Annotated in this window: 15 protein-coding genes and 1 tRNA gene; 11 read left to right on the top strand and 5 right to left on the bottom strand. The window is 39.0% G+C overall.

What is annotated here, in order from left to right; genetic code table 11:
• Nucleotides 1-32: 32 nt before the first annotated feature.
• The 5 genes from C900_RS19790 to ruvC form a co-directional block, all read right to left on the bottom strand.
• A complete protein-coding gene (locus tag C900_RS19790; protein WP_009581963.1) occupies nucleotides 33-1,496 on the bottom strand; it encodes a lipopolysaccharide biosynthesis protein in 1,464 nt (487 codons plus the stop codon).
• A gap of 85 nt (nucleotides 1,497-1,581) precedes the next feature.
• Complete coding sequence (locus C900_RS19785) at nucleotides 1,582-2,802, bottom strand: glycosyltransferase family 4 protein (RefSeq protein WP_009581961.1); 1,221 nt, start codon at nucleotides 2,800-2,802, stop codon at nucleotides 1,582-1,584.
• A 37-nt stretch (nucleotides 2,803-2,839) separates the two neighbouring features.
• Nucleotides 2,840-4,750 (bottom strand): LamG-like jellyroll fold domain-containing protein, encoded by a 1,911-nt coding sequence (locus C900_RS19780; protein WP_009581960.1) that lies wholly within the window; start codon nucleotides 4,748-4,750, stop codon nucleotides 2,840-2,842.
• Nucleotides 4,751-5,098: 348 nt separating this feature from the next.
• Entirely contained in the window at nucleotides 5,099-5,629 is a 531-nt protein-coding gene (locus C900_RS19775; protein ID WP_009581959.1) for a class I SAM-dependent methyltransferase, read from the bottom strand.
• Between the two features lie 130 nt (nucleotides 5,630-5,759).
• Nucleotides 5,760-6,329 carry a crossover junction endodeoxyribonuclease RuvC gene (gene ruvC, locus C900_RS19770; protein WP_009581958.1) on the bottom strand — a complete coding sequence of 190 codons (570 nt, stop codon included), beginning with the start codon at nucleotides 6,327-6,329 and terminating at the stop codon, nucleotides 5,760-5,762.
• A 17-nt stretch (nucleotides 6,330-6,346) separates the two neighbouring features.
• Here ruvC and C900_RS19765 point away from each other — a divergent pair, with 17 nt between their 5' ends.
• The 11 genes from C900_RS19765 (at nucleotide 6,347) to C900_RS19715 (ending at nucleotide 15,766) form a co-directional block, all read left to right on the top strand.
• Nucleotides 6,347-7,303 carry a lysylphosphatidylglycerol synthase transmembrane domain-containing protein gene (locus C900_RS19765; protein ID WP_009581957.1) on the top strand — a complete coding sequence of 319 codons (957 nt, stop codon included), beginning with the start codon at nucleotides 6,347-6,349 and terminating at the stop codon, nucleotides 7,301-7,303.
• The gene (locus C900_RS19760) at nucleotides 7,300-8,418 is read left to right on the top strand and encodes a glycosyltransferase (RefSeq protein WP_009581956.1); all 1,119 of its coding nucleotides are present in this window, start codon (nucleotides 7,300-7,302) and stop codon (nucleotides 8,416-8,418) included. Before C900_RS19765 ends, C900_RS19760 begins: the two co-directional genes overlap by 4 nt.
• A 55-nt stretch (nucleotides 8,419-8,473) precedes the next feature.
• Entirely contained in the window at nucleotides 8,474-9,694 is a 1,221-nt protein-coding gene (locus tag C900_RS19755) for a GAF domain-containing SpoIIE family protein phosphatase (protein WP_009581955.1), read from the top strand.
• A 1-nt stretch (nucleotide 9,695) separates the two neighbouring features.
• Nucleotides 9,696-10,319 carry a polysaccharide deacetylase family protein gene (locus C900_RS19750; RefSeq protein ID WP_009581954.1) on the top strand — a complete coding sequence of 208 codons (624 nt, stop codon included), beginning with the start codon at nucleotides 9,696-9,698 and terminating at the stop codon, nucleotides 10,317-10,319.
• Between the two features lie 32 nt (nucleotides 10,320-10,351).
• Entirely contained in the window at nucleotides 10,352-11,407 is a 1,056-nt protein-coding gene (locus C900_RS19745) for a glycosyltransferase (RefSeq protein ID WP_157494090.1), read from the top strand.
• 48 nt (nucleotides 11,408-11,455) lie between these two features.
• Nucleotides 11,456-12,226, top strand: a complete 771-nt coding sequence (locus C900_RS19740) for a TatD family hydrolase (RefSeq protein ID WP_009581952.1) — start codon at nucleotides 11,456-11,458, stop codon at nucleotides 12,224-12,226.
• The gene (locus C900_RS19735; protein WP_009581951.1) at nucleotides 12,223-13,296 is read left to right on the top strand and encodes an asparaginase; all 1,074 of its coding nucleotides are present in this window, start codon (nucleotides 12,223-12,225) and stop codon (nucleotides 13,294-13,296) included. The genes C900_RS19740 and C900_RS19735 overlap by 4 nt, the downstream gene beginning before the upstream one ends.
• Nucleotides 13,297-13,380: 84 nt before the next feature.
• Nucleotides 13,381-13,468: transfer RNA gene (locus tag C900_RS19730), tRNA-Ser, on the top strand.
• Nucleotides 13,469-13,988: 520 nt separating this feature from the next.
• Entirely contained in the window at nucleotides 13,989-14,822 is an 834-nt protein-coding gene (locus C900_RS19725) for a MotA/TolQ/ExbB proton channel family protein (protein WP_009581950.1), read from the top strand.
• 30 nt (nucleotides 14,823-14,852) lie between these two features.
• Nucleotides 14,853-15,179, top strand: a complete 327-nt coding sequence (locus C900_RS19720; protein WP_040497154.1) for a hypothetical protein — start codon at nucleotides 14,853-14,855, stop codon at nucleotides 15,177-15,179.
• The gene (locus tag C900_RS19715) at nucleotides 15,179-15,766 is read left to right on the top strand and encodes an ExbD/TolR family protein (protein ID WP_040497153.1); all 588 of its coding nucleotides are present in this window, start codon (nucleotides 15,179-15,181) and stop codon (nucleotides 15,764-15,766) included. The genes C900_RS19720 and C900_RS19715 overlap by 1 nt, the downstream gene beginning before the upstream one ends.

Here is a 15,766-nt window from a genome sequence, read left to right as displayed (position 1 = left end):
AACACTCGACATACTAATAATTTCTAGCTACTTTAAAGAGGTAGGACGTTATTGACTAATTTGTTAAGTTCAGGAGATAGCTTAAGTAGGTATATGGTCGGTACAGAGAGTATTAAAAAGAGAATGCTCCGCGTGATCATATCTGTCCATACAGAAGATAAAGAAGGGACGATGTAAGTTAAAGTTGCCGATCCACTCAATATAAATATAACCCCTAAATATTGCCATGTAAAAGGGTCAAGATTTAGTTTTATCTTGAGGAAGAGGTACCGCAATACATTGAATATAACTATTGAAATCATTGTGGCCGTTGCAGCTCCTTGTATACCGAAGGAGGGAATAAAATATAGGTTGGATGCAACAGTAAGTAATAACAAAATAATAGAGAGAAATGTATCGACTCTAAAATACTTGCTATTAATGATTATACCTCCGTTGATGCCGAATCCAGTCTCTACTACCTTTGCAAGCCCAAGTAGTAAGAATATTAAGAAGCTGTCGCGGTATATTACGGGTAGAAAGTACATCAAATTTTTGTAATTGATTACAATCAGAATAAATATTATCGAACAGAAAAGCAATTGATTAAGCGCGGTTTTTTTGTATAAGCTAGCCACTGTTTTTAAATCGTTATTTTTGGCTGCATTGGCCGCCAACACAATGGCGGTTCTTGATATGGATTGGGCTGGCACCATAATAACTGAGCTAATGTAGAATGCTATCGAATATATAGCAACACCCTCAAGTCCGACATATTTTCCTACCATAAGTATATCGATACGATTGATCAGAAATATAGATATACCACTGATGATTGTGAAAACACCAAAGTGATACATTTTCTTAAGGAGCTGAAATCGTTCTCGATTAAACCGGAAAGAGATATGCAATTTACGAAGGTGAATTATATACCCTAATGCTGTGAGTGCTATGAAAAATTGACACGCAACGTACACTTTTATAAAAGAGGCAGTGCTTAAATACTCAAAATAATAGAGCCCTACAACTGCTAGCCATAGAATACGAAGCAGAATAAAATTAAGAAAAGCAGAGACATTGTTTTTGAAGACCACTCTTAGATAGGCATCAAAAAGGTTATAAAAAATTAATGAGGTTATATAAGGTAGTAGCAGGTAAAAATATCGTGCAAAAAGTTCTGATTTTTCTTGATAGAGCGAAATAACGTAATTGTCGAAAATTAGAAGAAAGACCAGTGCCAAAAAGAGGCCTACCAATGAGATGAGGAGTCCAATGGACAAAGTGATATTTTTCTTATCTCCCTTTAAATGAGGGTGAAAGTGAACAATTATATTGGGAGAACCAAGCTGGGCTAGCTGTGCTATCACTGCAGAAGCAGACATCAGGATTCTTGTCAGTCCGAACTCTTCCTCGGTTAGGACATTTGGAAATATCAATACCGTATTGATATAGCCCAAAGCAATACCCACAAATAAAATAATGGAAAATTTAATACTGGTTTTGCTAACTATTCCCACCTAATAAAAAACTATTTTAAACATAGGGTATCACTTTTAAAGGATTAAATAAGGAGTTTAGAATGAGAAAAAATGAAATGCCATGTTAAATAGTACAGGCTAAATTATCATAAGCTTTGACCAATTCCTCACTGGTATGCTCCCAGTTATATGACCCATTTATTGTAGCGGTAATTCCATTCTTTGCTAATTGCTTTCTTAACGATTCGTTTTGATAAAGTTCTTCCAATTTACCTGCAAGATCTATTGCATCCCCAGCCTCAAAAATAAGGCCACTATTAGTCTCTTGAACAACGCGTTTTATTGCTGAGCTTGTACTTACAAGTAGAGGGTTGCCGCTCATCATTCCCTGAAATAATTTGTGAGGAATAGTATTATTTGTGTGCTCATTGCTATGATGAGGGATAACGTTTACAGAAGAAAATTTCATAAGAGAATAAAAATTTAAAAAAGGTTGATAGCCTAACAGGAATACTCTGTCTACCAATGAATATTTTTTAATAAGGGCTTGCAAGTGTCGTCTGACACTTTTGCTACTCTGTCCCGCTAAAAATAAAACAATATCACTATACTTTTTCAACATACTCATAGCTTCTATTAGAGTGTCAACACCACGATGAGGACCAATACCACCTGTATAAGTAATAATGAAGTCATTTTTATACCTACCATATATGCCTTTATTGGTCGGTTGTTTAATGAATGTTTTTTCTTCGGTATTGGTTATTATTGCTATTTTATCCGGAGAGACTTTATGCAGAGTAGTTAGTCTCTGTTGCATTTCCATTACGACAGATATTATTAAATCACTATTAGTAACGGCATATCTCTCATACTTGATCCACTTTTGATAGTTCAGAAATAGTTTGTTTTTTAGTTGGGCTATAGGGTTTTTTTTCCATTGATGCCATATCTTTAAGGCTTCTGGGTAATTTTCATGAAGATCTACAACTACTTTTACATCTAATTTTTTTCTTAGTTTCAATGCGGTACCTGCTAAAGGTAAATCATGTACATGAATCACGTGTATCTTATGAAATTTAACTAGGTTAGCAATGATCCTGGCGAATTTTGGATGATAGAAATTTATTGAATTAATAACATCCCAAAAGGCTAATACATAATCGGATTGTCCTACATTAATGCGGTAGATATGGATGCCATCTACCTTATCACTTTTTGGTTGGCCCTTCCTTCGGGTGCATAGTAGATATACCTGATGCCCAGCACTTATCAGCGCCTTTGCTTGCTTATTAACACGAATATCCATTGGATAAGGTGCTTCAAGTACCATTAATATGTTCATCAAAAATATCGTTTATTATGGTAAGTAATTTCCATTCTTATTTTACAATATTTAACCACCCCTTTATATTAGTATTGATATCACATATATGGTAGATGGAATAAAAGTAAAGGCCAGGGCTTAAATTTTCTCCTCCCCAGTTGTTGTCATAACCATATTGGAAGAAAACTAAATTACCCCATCGATTATATATATGTACATTAAAATTAGTTACATAAGGAGTTGGCAATTGCCATGTGTCATTTTTTCCGTCTTCATTTGGGGTAACAATATTAGGAATTGAATTTTTAGTTAACGTCATATTAACTTTTTCTTGAAAAACTGAAACAATCCATTCTTGTGTAAAACAATTGTTATCTGAATGTATAACATAAATCACTGATTCAGAAAAATCGTTTGTTGTAATTCCATTAGATTGTAGTTTGTCGTTGACGGTAACGTATGTATTTTCCGGCGTCTTAAACATGGCATTGATTTTAGATACATCTACATTACATGACACCTCGACTTTAACCATTTTCTCGTTGATATCAATAACGGAGATGCCGACTTGTTCAAGAATATTAAAGCTTTCAAAAATTAACTGCTTTTTTTCTTCATTGTAATCAATTCGATCATGCGTAACTTGAACTATCCAATCTCTCATAGCACAACTATCGCGATTCACAACGGTATAAATGATGTCTTCACTGAAATCGTTTGATGATAAAGCACTAAATTGCTCTATACCTCCAACAAAGACTGTTGTTTCCGAAGACGTTGTGAAATTGGCTGTAAGTTGAGTCAGGTCAATATTACATGGCATCCAAATTTTAATGGTACTATTTAAGGAGTCGATTACTGATGGCTGAACTTGTTCTGTAAAAGCAAATGAGTGAAATAGTGTTTTGGAATTTATTTCTTCCAGAGTTAGATCCTGAAGTTTTACTTCAATAATCCATTCCTGCTTACTGCAGTTTTGTCCATATATGGAGTAAGTTAGGGGCTGGGAAAAGTCATTGACTGATACGCCGCTTATTTGTTCAACTCCATCTACATGTGCGATAGCTCCCTCCGAAAGATTAAAGGAAGCAATCTCTTGTGTAATATCTTTACAAGGAATCTCAACCGTAACCAAGTGATCTTCTTTGTTAATGAAAGCAGGCTTGGTTTGTTCAGGTAGGCTAAAAGATAAAATATTAGCCTCTCCCAAGTGAGTAGCTGACCAGTTGTTTTCGGTAAAAAGAAGTTGAATTTCTTCGAAGGATATCGCCCTGTCATAAAATGCTATGTCATCTATATAACCTTTGAAATGTCGTTGGTTAAGGGCTCTTTTACCTATAAGTACTGGGTGAGTGTTCTTGGTATTGCAGTTTGAGTTTGTATAATCATTTTCTGAGCTTACCAATGTACCATTTTCATACATCAATAATTCTCCTTCCGCTTTAACATAGACGACATGTAACCATTCATTGTAAGGAAGTTCACAAGTAGAATGAACTAATGGTACATTATTGCAAGTTTGACTATCATACCGTCTGATAAGAATTTGGCGTTGTAAGCCTGCGGGGGCAGTTTCGCTGTTGAAGCGAATAGCATATGGGTACCCTGAACTATTGTAGGCATTCCATTTACTAATTATGTCATTATTGCCATTTAGATCAACCTGATTTTCTATTTTAATCCAAAATGAAATTGAAAAACTATCGCTTACACCAAAATTAAATACCTCACTGTGAGGAATTTCTATGAAATCATTCATACCATCAAAATAAAAAGCATTGTTTTCTATTCCGAATCGATCTTGCGCAAGAGTGACCCCATAAGCTGTGCCATGGTTTATGCCAATATCGTCATCAGCATTCCCATTGAAGGGATAATAGGCCACTCTTCCATTCGTAATGTCCTGGGAGGAACTGTATGTGGAAGCGCATAATATCAATATGAAAATATAAATAAAGTTATTCATTGACGAAATTTAAATGAAATTATCTTCACTCTCAATACAATTCGGATTCATTTGGTAACTGCCGAGTTTGCATTTTTCAATTATGTCATTATAATATCCTCAAGTTAGAAATTTTAGAAAGGCCTAAGTCTATTTTGAACACAAAAAAAATATTTTATGTGGTTGTTAATCATTCCAACTATAACCAACCACAATAAGCGTGAAAGCGCGTACCATCTGTATATAAAACGAACTGTTTACTGGACCGTTACTAGATCAAAGGTTGTACAAATTTATGAAACATTCATCTTCTATATGATTGTAGCTAAACTGATTGTGATGTAAACTTGGTTAATTAAGTGAATCAGTTTAAGAGACTCTTCGTTCACAATAAACTATATAATACCTTGGCGTAAAGTGTCTTAGAATAGGCCTGATCCCAATTTTTTTCCAATCAGAGGACATCCATGTTTGGCTGTCCTTAATTTTCCAGCCAGTTTGGTCCAGAAGGAAATCAAACTGCTTTTTCTCAAATTCATGGTAATGTTTATCCCAATCGTCTTTTTCATTCCAATACGCATTGGCAAACCATAATTTTAAGGGGACTGATGCAATTAATTTCTTAGCCTTTAACGCTCGTAGTATATTTGATGGAGCAAGCATGTGCTCAAATATTTCAAATGCGGTAACTGCATCAACTTCATAGTCAATATATTTTTGATAATCGATATCGAGATTTTCTCCCTGTGTGTTCGAAACCTCAAACCCATTTGCCTTCATTATACCTGAAAAGGGGTTCTTTGTTCCAAGGTCTAAAATTTTGTCGCCTTTATCTAAATGTTGTTTTAAAAAAGCCAACGTTTTTTCGTATCGTTTGTGTAATAATTTATTTTTCCTCATTTCTATTTTATAAATCGCAAGTTATTGCTAAAGCATGGGGCAGAAGTGTAATGAACACTTTATCATAAGCATGTATTTTTATCAACAACATCAGCTAAAGTATCTTTTTTATTTAGGATACAATGATTTCCTACTTCACCCTCCCCGGATTCTCACTCACAAAAGCATTCCAGCTTTTAGCCCCTTTCAATTGTTTTGTTCCATTCTGAAAGTGGTGACATACCGCCACTGCAAGAGCATCCGTAGCATCCAGTAGTTTGGGGGCCTCTTTGAAGCTCAGAAGTGTCATCAGCATCTGCGACACCTGCTCTTTGGAGGCATTTCCATTACTGGTCACCGATTGCTTTACCTTTTTAGGTGCATATTCAGTGATGGGTATCTCCCTGGACAATGCGGCAGCCATGGCTACACCCTGCGCACGACCCAGCTTAAGCATAGACTGTACGTTCTTCCCGTAAAAAGGAGCTTCCAATGCTACTTCATCAGGATGATAGTCATCAATCAGGCTAAGAACGCGTTCGAATATCTTTTTTAGCTTCAACTCATGTCCTGAGTACTTACTGAGGTGGATCACACCAAACTGGATTAAATTCAGCTTCTGGCCCTGCACGGAAATCAACCCATAACCCATTACACTAGTTCCAGGATCCAGCCCTAAAATAATCCTTTCCGTTTGAGGTTTTTTATCTATTTTGCCCACCCGTGCAATTTAGAAATATGCCGAGTCTAAAAAAAGCTTCTCTCAATAAACCGCTTTGGATAACCATCAAACTGGTAGTACTGGTATTGCTGGTGGGTTTTATCTGCCTGAAGTTAAATAAAAGCCGAAATGTTCATGAGGAGATGTGGCAGGGGATCTGGGGCGTCTTCCGGGAAGAACATAAAACGTTGCTCTTCGTTATACTGCTCATGCCTTTTAACTGGGGACTGGAAGCTGTAAAATGGAAAGCACTGACCAGTCCACTCATAAAAATGAAGTTCTTAAAAGCCCTTGAAGCAGTATTAACAGGCCTGAGTTTGGGATTCATTACACCACACGGTATTGGAGACTATTTGGGCCGCATCATGCAAAACGATGCGAAAGGAAGATTTAGGCTCATAGGTGCAGTCATGCTCGGGAGAATTTGCCAAATGATACCGACAGCGTTGTTCGGATTGATTGGTATTTACTATTTTTTTAAGGATCTCAAGTTAGTTTTTTACATTACACTTGCTACATTATTCATATCCATAATTTTATACATGATCGCTAAAAGTCTGTCAAAAAAGAATAACTCCCTGGGTTTCTTCAGAAAGTTACGCTTCTACACAGGTATGATTACTGAATACAGAACACGTATTATTATTCAGGTAATTGGCCTGTCAATGGCGCGATACGTGGTATTTGCATTTCAGTTTCTGATTATACTCAAGCTTTTTTTGCCAGACCTTAATATCTGGGTAGGCTTTGCCGGTGTTACCTGGATCCTCTTTATGAAATCGGTGCTTCCAACATTTAATTTTTTAAGCGATTTGGGGGTGCGGGAGTTTTCTGCGGTTTACTTTTTTGATATCTACCAGGTCGATTTAATATCGGTGATAAGCGCCAGCCTTGTTATTTGGATTATTAATATATTGATTCCATCCATTGTAGGAGCTCCATTTTCATTAAAAATGAAACTACAGACCAAATGACGGCCATACTCACCATCATTCTCACAATTTACTGTGCTTTTGTGCTTGCATTGATCTGCGGTTGGTTGTCATTGCCTTCAATACCTCAGAAAGGATCAGAAATAAAGCTATTTTACTCAGTGGTCATACCTTTAAGGAATGAGGCTGAAAATGTTTTTGTATTGTGCCAAAGCCTGCTTCAGCTTGATTTTCCGAAACACCGCTATGAAATTATTTTGATAGATGATCACTCGGAAGATGCTACAGGTGGGCGGGTTAAAGACTTTATTGAGCAGCATGGTTTTGGGATAAATATTGACTTATTAAGCCTGAGGGACGGAGTGGGGAAAAAATCTGCCATACTCCAGGGTATAAACGCATCGAAAGGTGATGTTATTATTACCACTGATGCTGATTGTATTTTTTCTCCGCAATGGCTTAGAAGTATTAGCGGGTATTATGAGCAGCAAGAAGCGGAAATGGTTTTTGGAGGGGTCACATTTCATGGAGAAAATACTTTCTTTAAAAAATTGCAGACCATTGAGTTTGCCAGCCTGATAGGTACAGGTGCAGCATCATTGGCGCTGGGTATACCGAATATGTGCAATGGGGCTAATTTTTCCTTTAGAAAGAGGGCTTTCTTTACTGTAGGAGGGTATTCTGATAACGAGCATTTAGCTAGTGGTGATGATGAGTTTTTAATGCATAAATTCAGTCGACAATTCCCGGGGCAAGTATTTTTCAATACATCAAAGGATGGAACAGTAGCGACAAAGCCACAAACCACCTGGAAAGATTTTTTCCAACAGCGCAAGAGATGGGCTAGCAAATGGCGTCATTATTCAAATCTAAAAGCAAGTTTTCTGGCCGTATTTATCTTGATGTTCAATTTGGCTTTCATTATGGCAGTTGGGTTAGTCATTTTTGATGCCGGGTTTTATCTTCCGCTGTTGATCAGCATTATGTTCAAATGTATTGTTGAGGGCATATTTTTGAGTCTGATTTTAAAATTTCTTAAAAAAAGGCTATCTGTCTCCCTTTTTATTTTCCTTCAATTTACCTATCCTTTTTATGTGATTATATGCGGGATAGCAGCTAACTTTGGGAAGTACACCTGGAAAGGACGCAAAAACTGATGCTACTTTCTTACACAAATATTTATTATATTGTAAAAGGTGTGGAGGTTTATTTATGGAGACATTATCGTTACAAAATAAGTATAAATTAAAGGAACTCGAGCTGAATGCGCTCCTGGAGATTACCCAGGCGATAAATAATAATTTGCCTGAAGTTTCATTGTATAAAATATATGAGTTTACGCTTAGAGCCAATCTCAATATCAAGAGGCTGGCCTTATATGTGCTTGATGAGTATTGGGAGTGTAAGGTGAGCTACGGTACCCATATGAACTGTTTTGAGACACCGATAGACCCCAGTTTTTTTGAAAGCTCATCTATTTCTACTATTAATAATGGTCGTACTGACGTTTTTGGCGAGTTTGATTGTGTAGTACCTATTTCTCATAAATCCTCAGTATTGGCCATGGTCTTTGTAGGGGATGTAGAGGAAGAGGATGATGAGATGCGGAAAAGCAGCATGCGATTTATCCAGGCCCTTAGCAATATTATTATTGTTGCGATAGAAAATAAGAAGTTGGCGCGTAAGCAATTGGAACAGGAAGCTTTAAGGAAAGAGCTTGAAATTGCCAGCGATGTACAACAGTTCCTTTTTCCCGAAAACTTGCCGTATGGCATGCGCTTGAAGATAGAAGCAAGCTATTTGCCTCATGATCGGGTAGGGGGAGACTACTATGACTATATTCCAATTAATAAGAACCAGTTTCTTATATGTATAGCTGATGTCTCCGGAAAGGGAATTCCGGCTGCGCTAATGATGTCTAATTTTCAGGCTTCACTACGCACACTGGTAAGGCAAACGCCAAATTTAAAGGAGATAGTGGAAGAGTTGAACTATCATGTGCTTGAAAATGCCAAGGGTGAGAAATTCATTACCAGCTTTGCAGCCATTTATGACCATCAGTTGAAAACACTGGTGTATGTGAATTCCGGGCATAATCCCCCTTTGCTGATTAAAAGGAATGGGCACATTGAACTTTTGGAGGAGGGGTCAACGGTGTTGGGTGCGATACACCCGCTGCCATTCATCAACGAAGGATTTATTACCGACCTGGACGACTTTCTTTTGTTCTGCTATACCGACGGTCTCACAGAAACCGAAAGTGAAAGCGGAGAAGAATATGGACTGGACAGACTGATGCAATATTTTGAAAAAAACAGCGATAAAGACCTGAGGCGCATTCATCAGGACATCATTATCGAACTGGACGGGTTTAAGGGAAGAAATGGATATAAGGATGACATTACTATATTGTCATGCAAAATAGAGCCATAATATGTTTCTTCATAAAACGCCCACTGTTATCAGATGGCTCTACCCTCAGCTTAAATGGACGGTGCCGACCGATGAAAAGATCATCCATCTAACCTTTGATGATGGCCCGATACCCGGGATAACCGATTTTATACTAGATAGTCTGTGGGAGCATCAAGCCAACGCTACTTTTTTTTGTGTAGGTGATAACCTGCAAAAACACCCACAGATAGCTAAAAGAGCCATAAATGAGGGACACCTACTAGCCAATCACACCTATAATCACCTCAATGGATGGGACACAAATACCTGTGAATACCTACAAAATATAGAAAAATGCACCGAACAGTTGCTCCAGCTTGGGCAAAAGAAGAAGTTATTAAGGCCCCCTTACGGGAAAATAAGGCGTGAGCAAATTTCCCGCTTAAAAATGGAGTATGATATTATTATGTGGGATGTTCTCTCAGGCGACTATAGCCGAAAGATCGATCCCCAAAGCTGTCTACAAAATTCTATTAAAGCTACCAGGCCAGGTTCCATTGTCTTGTTTCACGATAATATAAAGGCCGAAAAGAACCTGAAATATACATTACCGCGCTACCTGCAGCACTTTAAGCGCGCCGGATACCAATTTAAGACATTATGATGTCGGTGGCCACTGCTTTGATTTTTGTTTGCATGACCACATTAGTTATAGATGTGCTTTTACTAATATCCTGGTTATTTGGCCAACAGGAGGTGGAAAGTACAGGGCCTGGTGTTTGGCCCACGGTTTCGATATTAGTCGCTGCACGTAATGAAGCGCCTAATATTATACGTTGCCTGGATAGCCTTACGAGATTGGAGTACCCTGCCGATAAGCTGGAGATCTTAATTGGTGACGATGCTTCTGAGGATGATACCTGTCAAATAGCCGTTGATTTTGCAAGAAATAATACCCGCATCAAAGTGCTTCCCATTAAAGAAAAACTGGGAAATGCGAGGGGGAAGGCAAATGTACTTGCCCGGTTGGCGAAAGAGGCTACCGGTGATCTCTACTTTATTACAGATGCAGATGTGTCAGTGCCTCCCGGCTGGATTAAAGGAATGCTCCGGGGAGCCAGACCAGGGGTTGGCATTGTGACAGGGCTAACGGGAGTAGCAGACAATAAAATGCAGCACATCGATTGGTTATTTGCTCTTGGAATGGTAAAGGTTATTACTGATTTGAAATATCCCGTTACCACCATGGGTAACAACATGTATGTGACAAAAGAAGCTTATCAGTCAGTAGGTGGGTACGAGACTATTCCGTTCTCCATTACCGAGGATTTTGAACTTTTTAAACAAGTGAGAAAAGAGGGCTATGATGTGGTGCAACTATATAATAATAATGTGCTTGCCTGGTCAAAAGGTGTAAAGGGTTTTTTTAATCTTCTCAACCAGAGGAAGAGGTGGATGCATGGAGCTGTGCAACTACCCTGGCCAATTGTTAGCCTTCTTACATTTCAGGCTTTCTACTTTCCTGCCGTACTGTCCCTGCTTTTTTTAGATCCTTACCTGGCTACAGCAATTTTCGTGGTAAAGGTGCTGGTACAGGATTGTTTCATAGTATTGCTACACCGAAGACTAAAAATAAGAATTGCTTACGGGGCACTGTTGCTCTATGAATTTTACTCCTTGATATTATCCCTTCTCAGCTCGATCTTCTTTTTAATTCCAGTGAAAATTATGTGGAAAGGAAGGAAATATTAACTTTGAACGTTTTGTGACTTTTTGACCTAACAGGAATTATTCAGGTAGATGATGAATTTAGTTGACAGCCACGCTCATATATATTTAAAGGAGTTTAAAGATGATATAAGTGATGTGCTGGAAGAAGCGCAGGAGTCAGGTGTAAAAAAGATCTACATGCCAAATATTGACCATACATCCATTGATGCTATGCTTGAGTTGGAGAGCAGGTGGCCGCAACAGTGTATATCAATGATGGGGCTGCACCCGTGTTCGGTGAAAAAGGGGTTTGAGAAGGAGCTATATTTGGTTGAAGAGTGGTTAGAAAAAAAAGACTTCGTGGCAGTTGGGGAAATCGGCACCGATCTATATTGGGATAAAACATTTTGGCCTCAGCAGCAGGAAGCATTTAAGATACAGGTGGAGTGGGCTAAGAAGTATAAAAAGCCGGTGGTGATACATTGCAGAGAGTCAATCGATGAAACTATCGAACTGGTCGAAAAACTGAAGGACGATAGGTTGACGGGTGTATTTCATTGTTTCTCAGGGAATATAAAACAAGCCGAGAAAATCATCTCCCTGGGATTTTATTTGGGAATAGGAGGGGTGGCTACATTTAAAAATGGAGGTTTGGATACAGTGATACCCGAGATTGCTATGGAGCATATCTTATTGGAAACTGATAGTCCTTATCTTGCCCCCGTGCCGTATCGTGGTAAAAGAAACAAACCATCATATATTTCTATTGTTGCCGAGCGAATAGCTGATCTGAAAAAGATAGAGATAGAAGAAGTGGCCAGGCTGACAACTGACAATGCACAAATCCTATTTCATAAATGAGCAATTACTCCCAGATAAACATTATCACCTCCTCTCCAAAGACACCCGAATCGTCCATATTAATAGTATATACAGGAGGTACGCTAGGCATGGTTCACGATGAAAAGGGAGCGCTTATCCCGTTTGATTTTGCATCTATTTTGAATCATGTGCCTTCATTAAGGCAATTAGAACTAAATCTCACCGTTATAGCATTTGATAACCCTGTAGATTCATCCAATATCAACCCTGAAGACTGGGTGAAGATAGGGGCAATTATTCGTGATCACTATAATGATTACGATGGTTTTGTAGTATTACATGGTACGGATACGATGGCTTTTACAGCTTCGGCATTGAGTTTTATGTTAGAAAATTTATCTAAGCCCGTGATCTTCACCGGGGCTCAACTTCCAATATCATCGTTGCGCTCAGATGCAAGGGAAAATCTTATCACAGCTCTTGAAATAGCATCAGGGAATAGCACGGAAAGACCGGTTGTACCAGAAGTATGCATTTATTTTGACTACGTGTTGCTCAGGGGAAACAGGTCAAAAAAGGTCGAGAGCCTGCATTTTGATGCCTTTCAGTCAGAAAACTATCCTTTGTTGGCAGAGTCTGGGGTGATCATTAACTATAATATTGATGCCATTCGTAAAATAGAAGATGCAAAACCCCTCCTGTTGCATAGTAATTTTGATACGAATGTCGTTATCCTCAAGCTATATCCGGGCATTACTGAAAAGGCGGTGAGGGCAATACTGGAAATACCGGATCTCAGGGGGGTGGTGCTGGAAACCTTTGGTTCTGGCAATGCACCAACCTCCGATTGGTTTATTGATCTAATTAAAAAAGCAATAGAGCGGGGGATCATCATTTTGAATGTATCACAGTGTCCGGGAGGCCGGGTTATACAAGGCCGGTATGATACAAGTCAACAATTAAACGACTTAGGTGTTATAGAGGGTGCTGATTTGACATTGGAGGCTGCTATTACGAAGCTGATGCTAATACTAGGAGAGGAACAACACGTAGGGGCAATTAAAAAAAGGCTTATACAGCCCATATGTGGGGAATTGACGCTGAATTAATGTCTATTAAATTTATTTTATGCTTGCATAAAGTGTTTTTTATTGATTTATTTGTGCTTGCTGTGAAGCGAAGGCTTCAAATTCGGAGAGGTGACCGAGTGGTCGAAGGTGCTCGCCTGGAAAGTGAGTGTGCCCCAAAAGGGTACCGGGGGTTCGAATCCCTTCCTCTCCGCTTGACATGGTAAAGAGGAGAAAGAAGAGAGGAAGATCTCTTTGAGTTGGCAAAACCGGTTGAAGGGATGAGAACAAAGGGCAGGCCGGGGTTCGAAATGAACATTGTGAATTCACGAGGGGCAGTGCGGCATGAAGGCGCGTACGAGTAATCCCTTCCTCTCCGCTTGACATGGTAAAGAGGAGAAAGAAGAGAGGAAGATCTCTTTGAGTTGGCAAAACCACTTGAAGGGATGAGAACAAAGGGCAGGCCGGGGCTCGATCCCGATAGCCATCGGGACTTATGGGCAGTGCGGTATGACGGTACGTATGAGTAATCCTTTCTCTCCGTTTTATATAGATTAATACGTATATAAGCAGACAAGGTTGTTGCTTGGCAGAGAGGGAGTGATGGCCATGAAAACGATTACGGAAACACCTGAACCACTGAATTAGAAACTTTTAAATTAATTTTAACTATAAATTTTAATCGTTTAATAATCTCAAACACAACTAACTGAGAAATACTTAAAACTTGAATTATGAAAAAACTATTTACATTATTGGCGCTTGTAGGGGTTCTTTCCCTTGGATATCAGTCTGTGGCTCAGGATGAGTCTGTTGATACTACAACTACAGAGAGTGATACTGCTGCTGCAACCACTGAGGAGCCTGCAATCGAAGAGACTCCGGTAGCGGAAGAGGAGCCGGTTGTTGAAGATATGGAAGGGGATAGATCTTTTCACCAGGTGGTAAAAGACAAGTTCATCGAAGGTGATGTAACGTTTATGACGCCAGTACTTATTTGTCTTATTTTAGGCTTGGCTATTGCGATCGAAAGAATTATTACTTTAAATCTTGCTACCACCAATACTGATAAGCTTTTAGCTAACGTAGAGGATGCGCTTGCAACAGGTGGTGTGGAAGCTGCGAAAGAAGTTACAAGAAATACAAGAGGTCCTGTTGCCTCCATATTTACTCAAGGTCTTATGAGAATGTCAGAGGGTATAGAAATGGTAGAAAAATCTATCATAGCTTACGGATCTGTAGAAATGGGTAGATTGGAAAAAGGATTGGTATGGGTATCATTGTTTATCGCTCTTGCTCCAATGCTTGGTTTCATGGGTACAGTAATTGGTATGATCAACGCCTTCGATGCTATCGAGGCAGCGGGTGATATTTCTCCTCAGATTGTTGCCAACGGTATTAAAGTGGCCTTGTTAACAACTGTTGCCGGTCTTATAGTAGGTATCATCCTTCAGGTATTCTACAACTACCTTGTATCTAAAATTGATTCATTGGTTAACCAAATGGAAGATGCTTCCATCACTTTGGTGGACCTGCTTGTTAAGCACAAATTAACTGGCAAAGCTTAATCAATTTTTTAGATCATATAAATTAACGATATGGAAAGTTTTATAAATATAGCATTATGGGTTGCGATGGGCATGGTAGTAGTTGCCGGCTTAGCCGCAATCATTATGCCGCTGATCAACTCGCTCAGTCACCCTAAAAGCCTTATAAAAGCAGGTATAGGGGTAGCTGTTTTGGGAGTTTTGTTCCTGATAACATATGCTACTGCCGACTCCGATACATCTCGTGGGCTGGTAGAGGCAGGCCTAACTCCAGGTACCATTAAAGTGGTAGGTGCATGTCTGCGAACAATGTATGTTTTATTTGTACTTGCTATCGTAGGTATAGTATTTTCTGAGATCAATAAAGCTATTAGGTAATGGCTCGAAACAAACAAAGAGATACACCGGAAATTAACTCCAGCTCGATGGCGGATATAGCCTTTCTGCTGTTGATCTTCTTTCTGGTAACGACTACAATTGCCAACGACCGTGGTCTAAGCCTTTTGCTGCCACCTGACCCCGATCAAATGGAGCAGTTGGATATAAAGATCCCTGAAAGGAACCTCTTTAAGATCCAGGTAAACTCCGCTGATAAGTTGCTCGTAGAGGGGGAGCCGTTGGAGGATGTAAGTAAAATTAAATCTATGATCAAAGAGTTCGTGTTGAACAACGGTCGTGACCCTGAGAGTTCTGACAGTCCTAAAGATGCTATTGTATCATTTAAGACTGACAGAGGAACCAGCCAGGATAGATTTATCGAGGTACTGGATCAGATTCAAGGCGCATACTATGATATGTATGCCGAAAGAGTCGGAGTTACAAATAAGCGATGGAGAGAGATAGCAAACGATCTTTCCGACCCTGAGAATAGGCGACTGTATGATTTGGGTAGAGGGTTGAAAAATGGTCAATTGGAATTTCCAATGAACATTTCTATCGCAGAACCATCTAAAATTGGAGGTTAA

Origin of the sequence: Fulvivirga imtechensis AK7 (assembly GCF_000331535.1) — a bacterium.
In the GTDB taxonomy this organism is placed as follows: domain Bacteria; phylum Bacteroidota; class Bacteroidia; order Cytophagales; family Cyclobacteriaceae; genus Fulvivirga; species Fulvivirga imtechensis.
This window is presented reverse-complemented; position numbering and strand designations above follow the sequence as displayed.

What these genes read in the sequence shown, in the direction of transcription:
- C900_RS19720 (WP_040497154.1), top strand. Translation starts at nt 14,853, where the DNA reads ATGGAAAGTTTTATAAATATAGCATTATGGGTTGCGATGGGCATGGTA.
- C900_RS19740 (WP_009581952.1), top strand. Translation starts at nt 11,456, where the DNA reads ATGATGAATTTAGTTGACAGCCACGCTCATATATATTTAAAGGAGTTT.
- C900_RS19750 (WP_009581954.1), top strand. Translation starts at nt 9,696, where the DNA reads ATGTTTCTTCATAAAACGCCCACTGTTATCAGATGGCTCTACCCTCAG.
- C900_RS19780 (WP_009581960.1), bottom strand. Translation starts at nt 4,750, where the DNA reads ATGAATAACTTTATTTATATTTTCATATTGATATTATGCGCTTCCACA.
- C900_RS19735 (WP_009581951.1), top strand. Translation starts at nt 12,223, where the DNA reads ATGAGCAATTACTCCCAGATAAACATTATCACCTCCTCTCCAAAGACA.
- C900_RS19785 (WP_009581961.1), bottom strand. Translation starts at nt 2,802, where the DNA reads ATGAACATATTAATGGTACTTGAAGCACCTTATCCAATGGATATTCGT.
- C900_RS19775 (WP_009581959.1), bottom strand. Translation starts at nt 5,629, where the DNA reads ATGAGGAAAAATAAATTATTACACAAACGATACGAAAAAACGTTGGCT.
- C900_RS19715 (WP_040497153.1), top strand. Translation starts at nt 15,179, where the DNA reads ATGGCTCGAAACAAACAAAGAGATACACCGGAAATTAACTCCAGCTCG.
- C900_RS19725 (WP_009581950.1), top strand. Translation starts at nt 13,989, where the DNA reads ATGAAAAAACTATTTACATTATTGGCGCTTGTAGGGGTTCTTTCCCTT.
- C900_RS19755 (WP_009581955.1), top strand. Translation starts at nt 8,474, where the DNA reads ATGGAGACATTATCGTTACAAAATAAGTATAAATTAAAGGAACTCGAG.
- C900_RS19745 (WP_157494090.1), top strand. Translation starts at nt 10,352, where the DNA reads ATGACCACATTAGTTATAGATGTGCTTTTACTAATATCCTGGTTATTT.
- C900_RS19765 (WP_009581957.1), top strand. Translation starts at nt 6,347, where the DNA reads ATGCCGAGTCTAAAAAAAGCTTCTCTCAATAAACCGCTTTGGATAACC.
- C900_RS19760 (WP_009581956.1), top strand. Translation starts at nt 7,300, where the DNA reads ATGACGGCCATACTCACCATCATTCTCACAATTTACTGTGCTTTTGTG.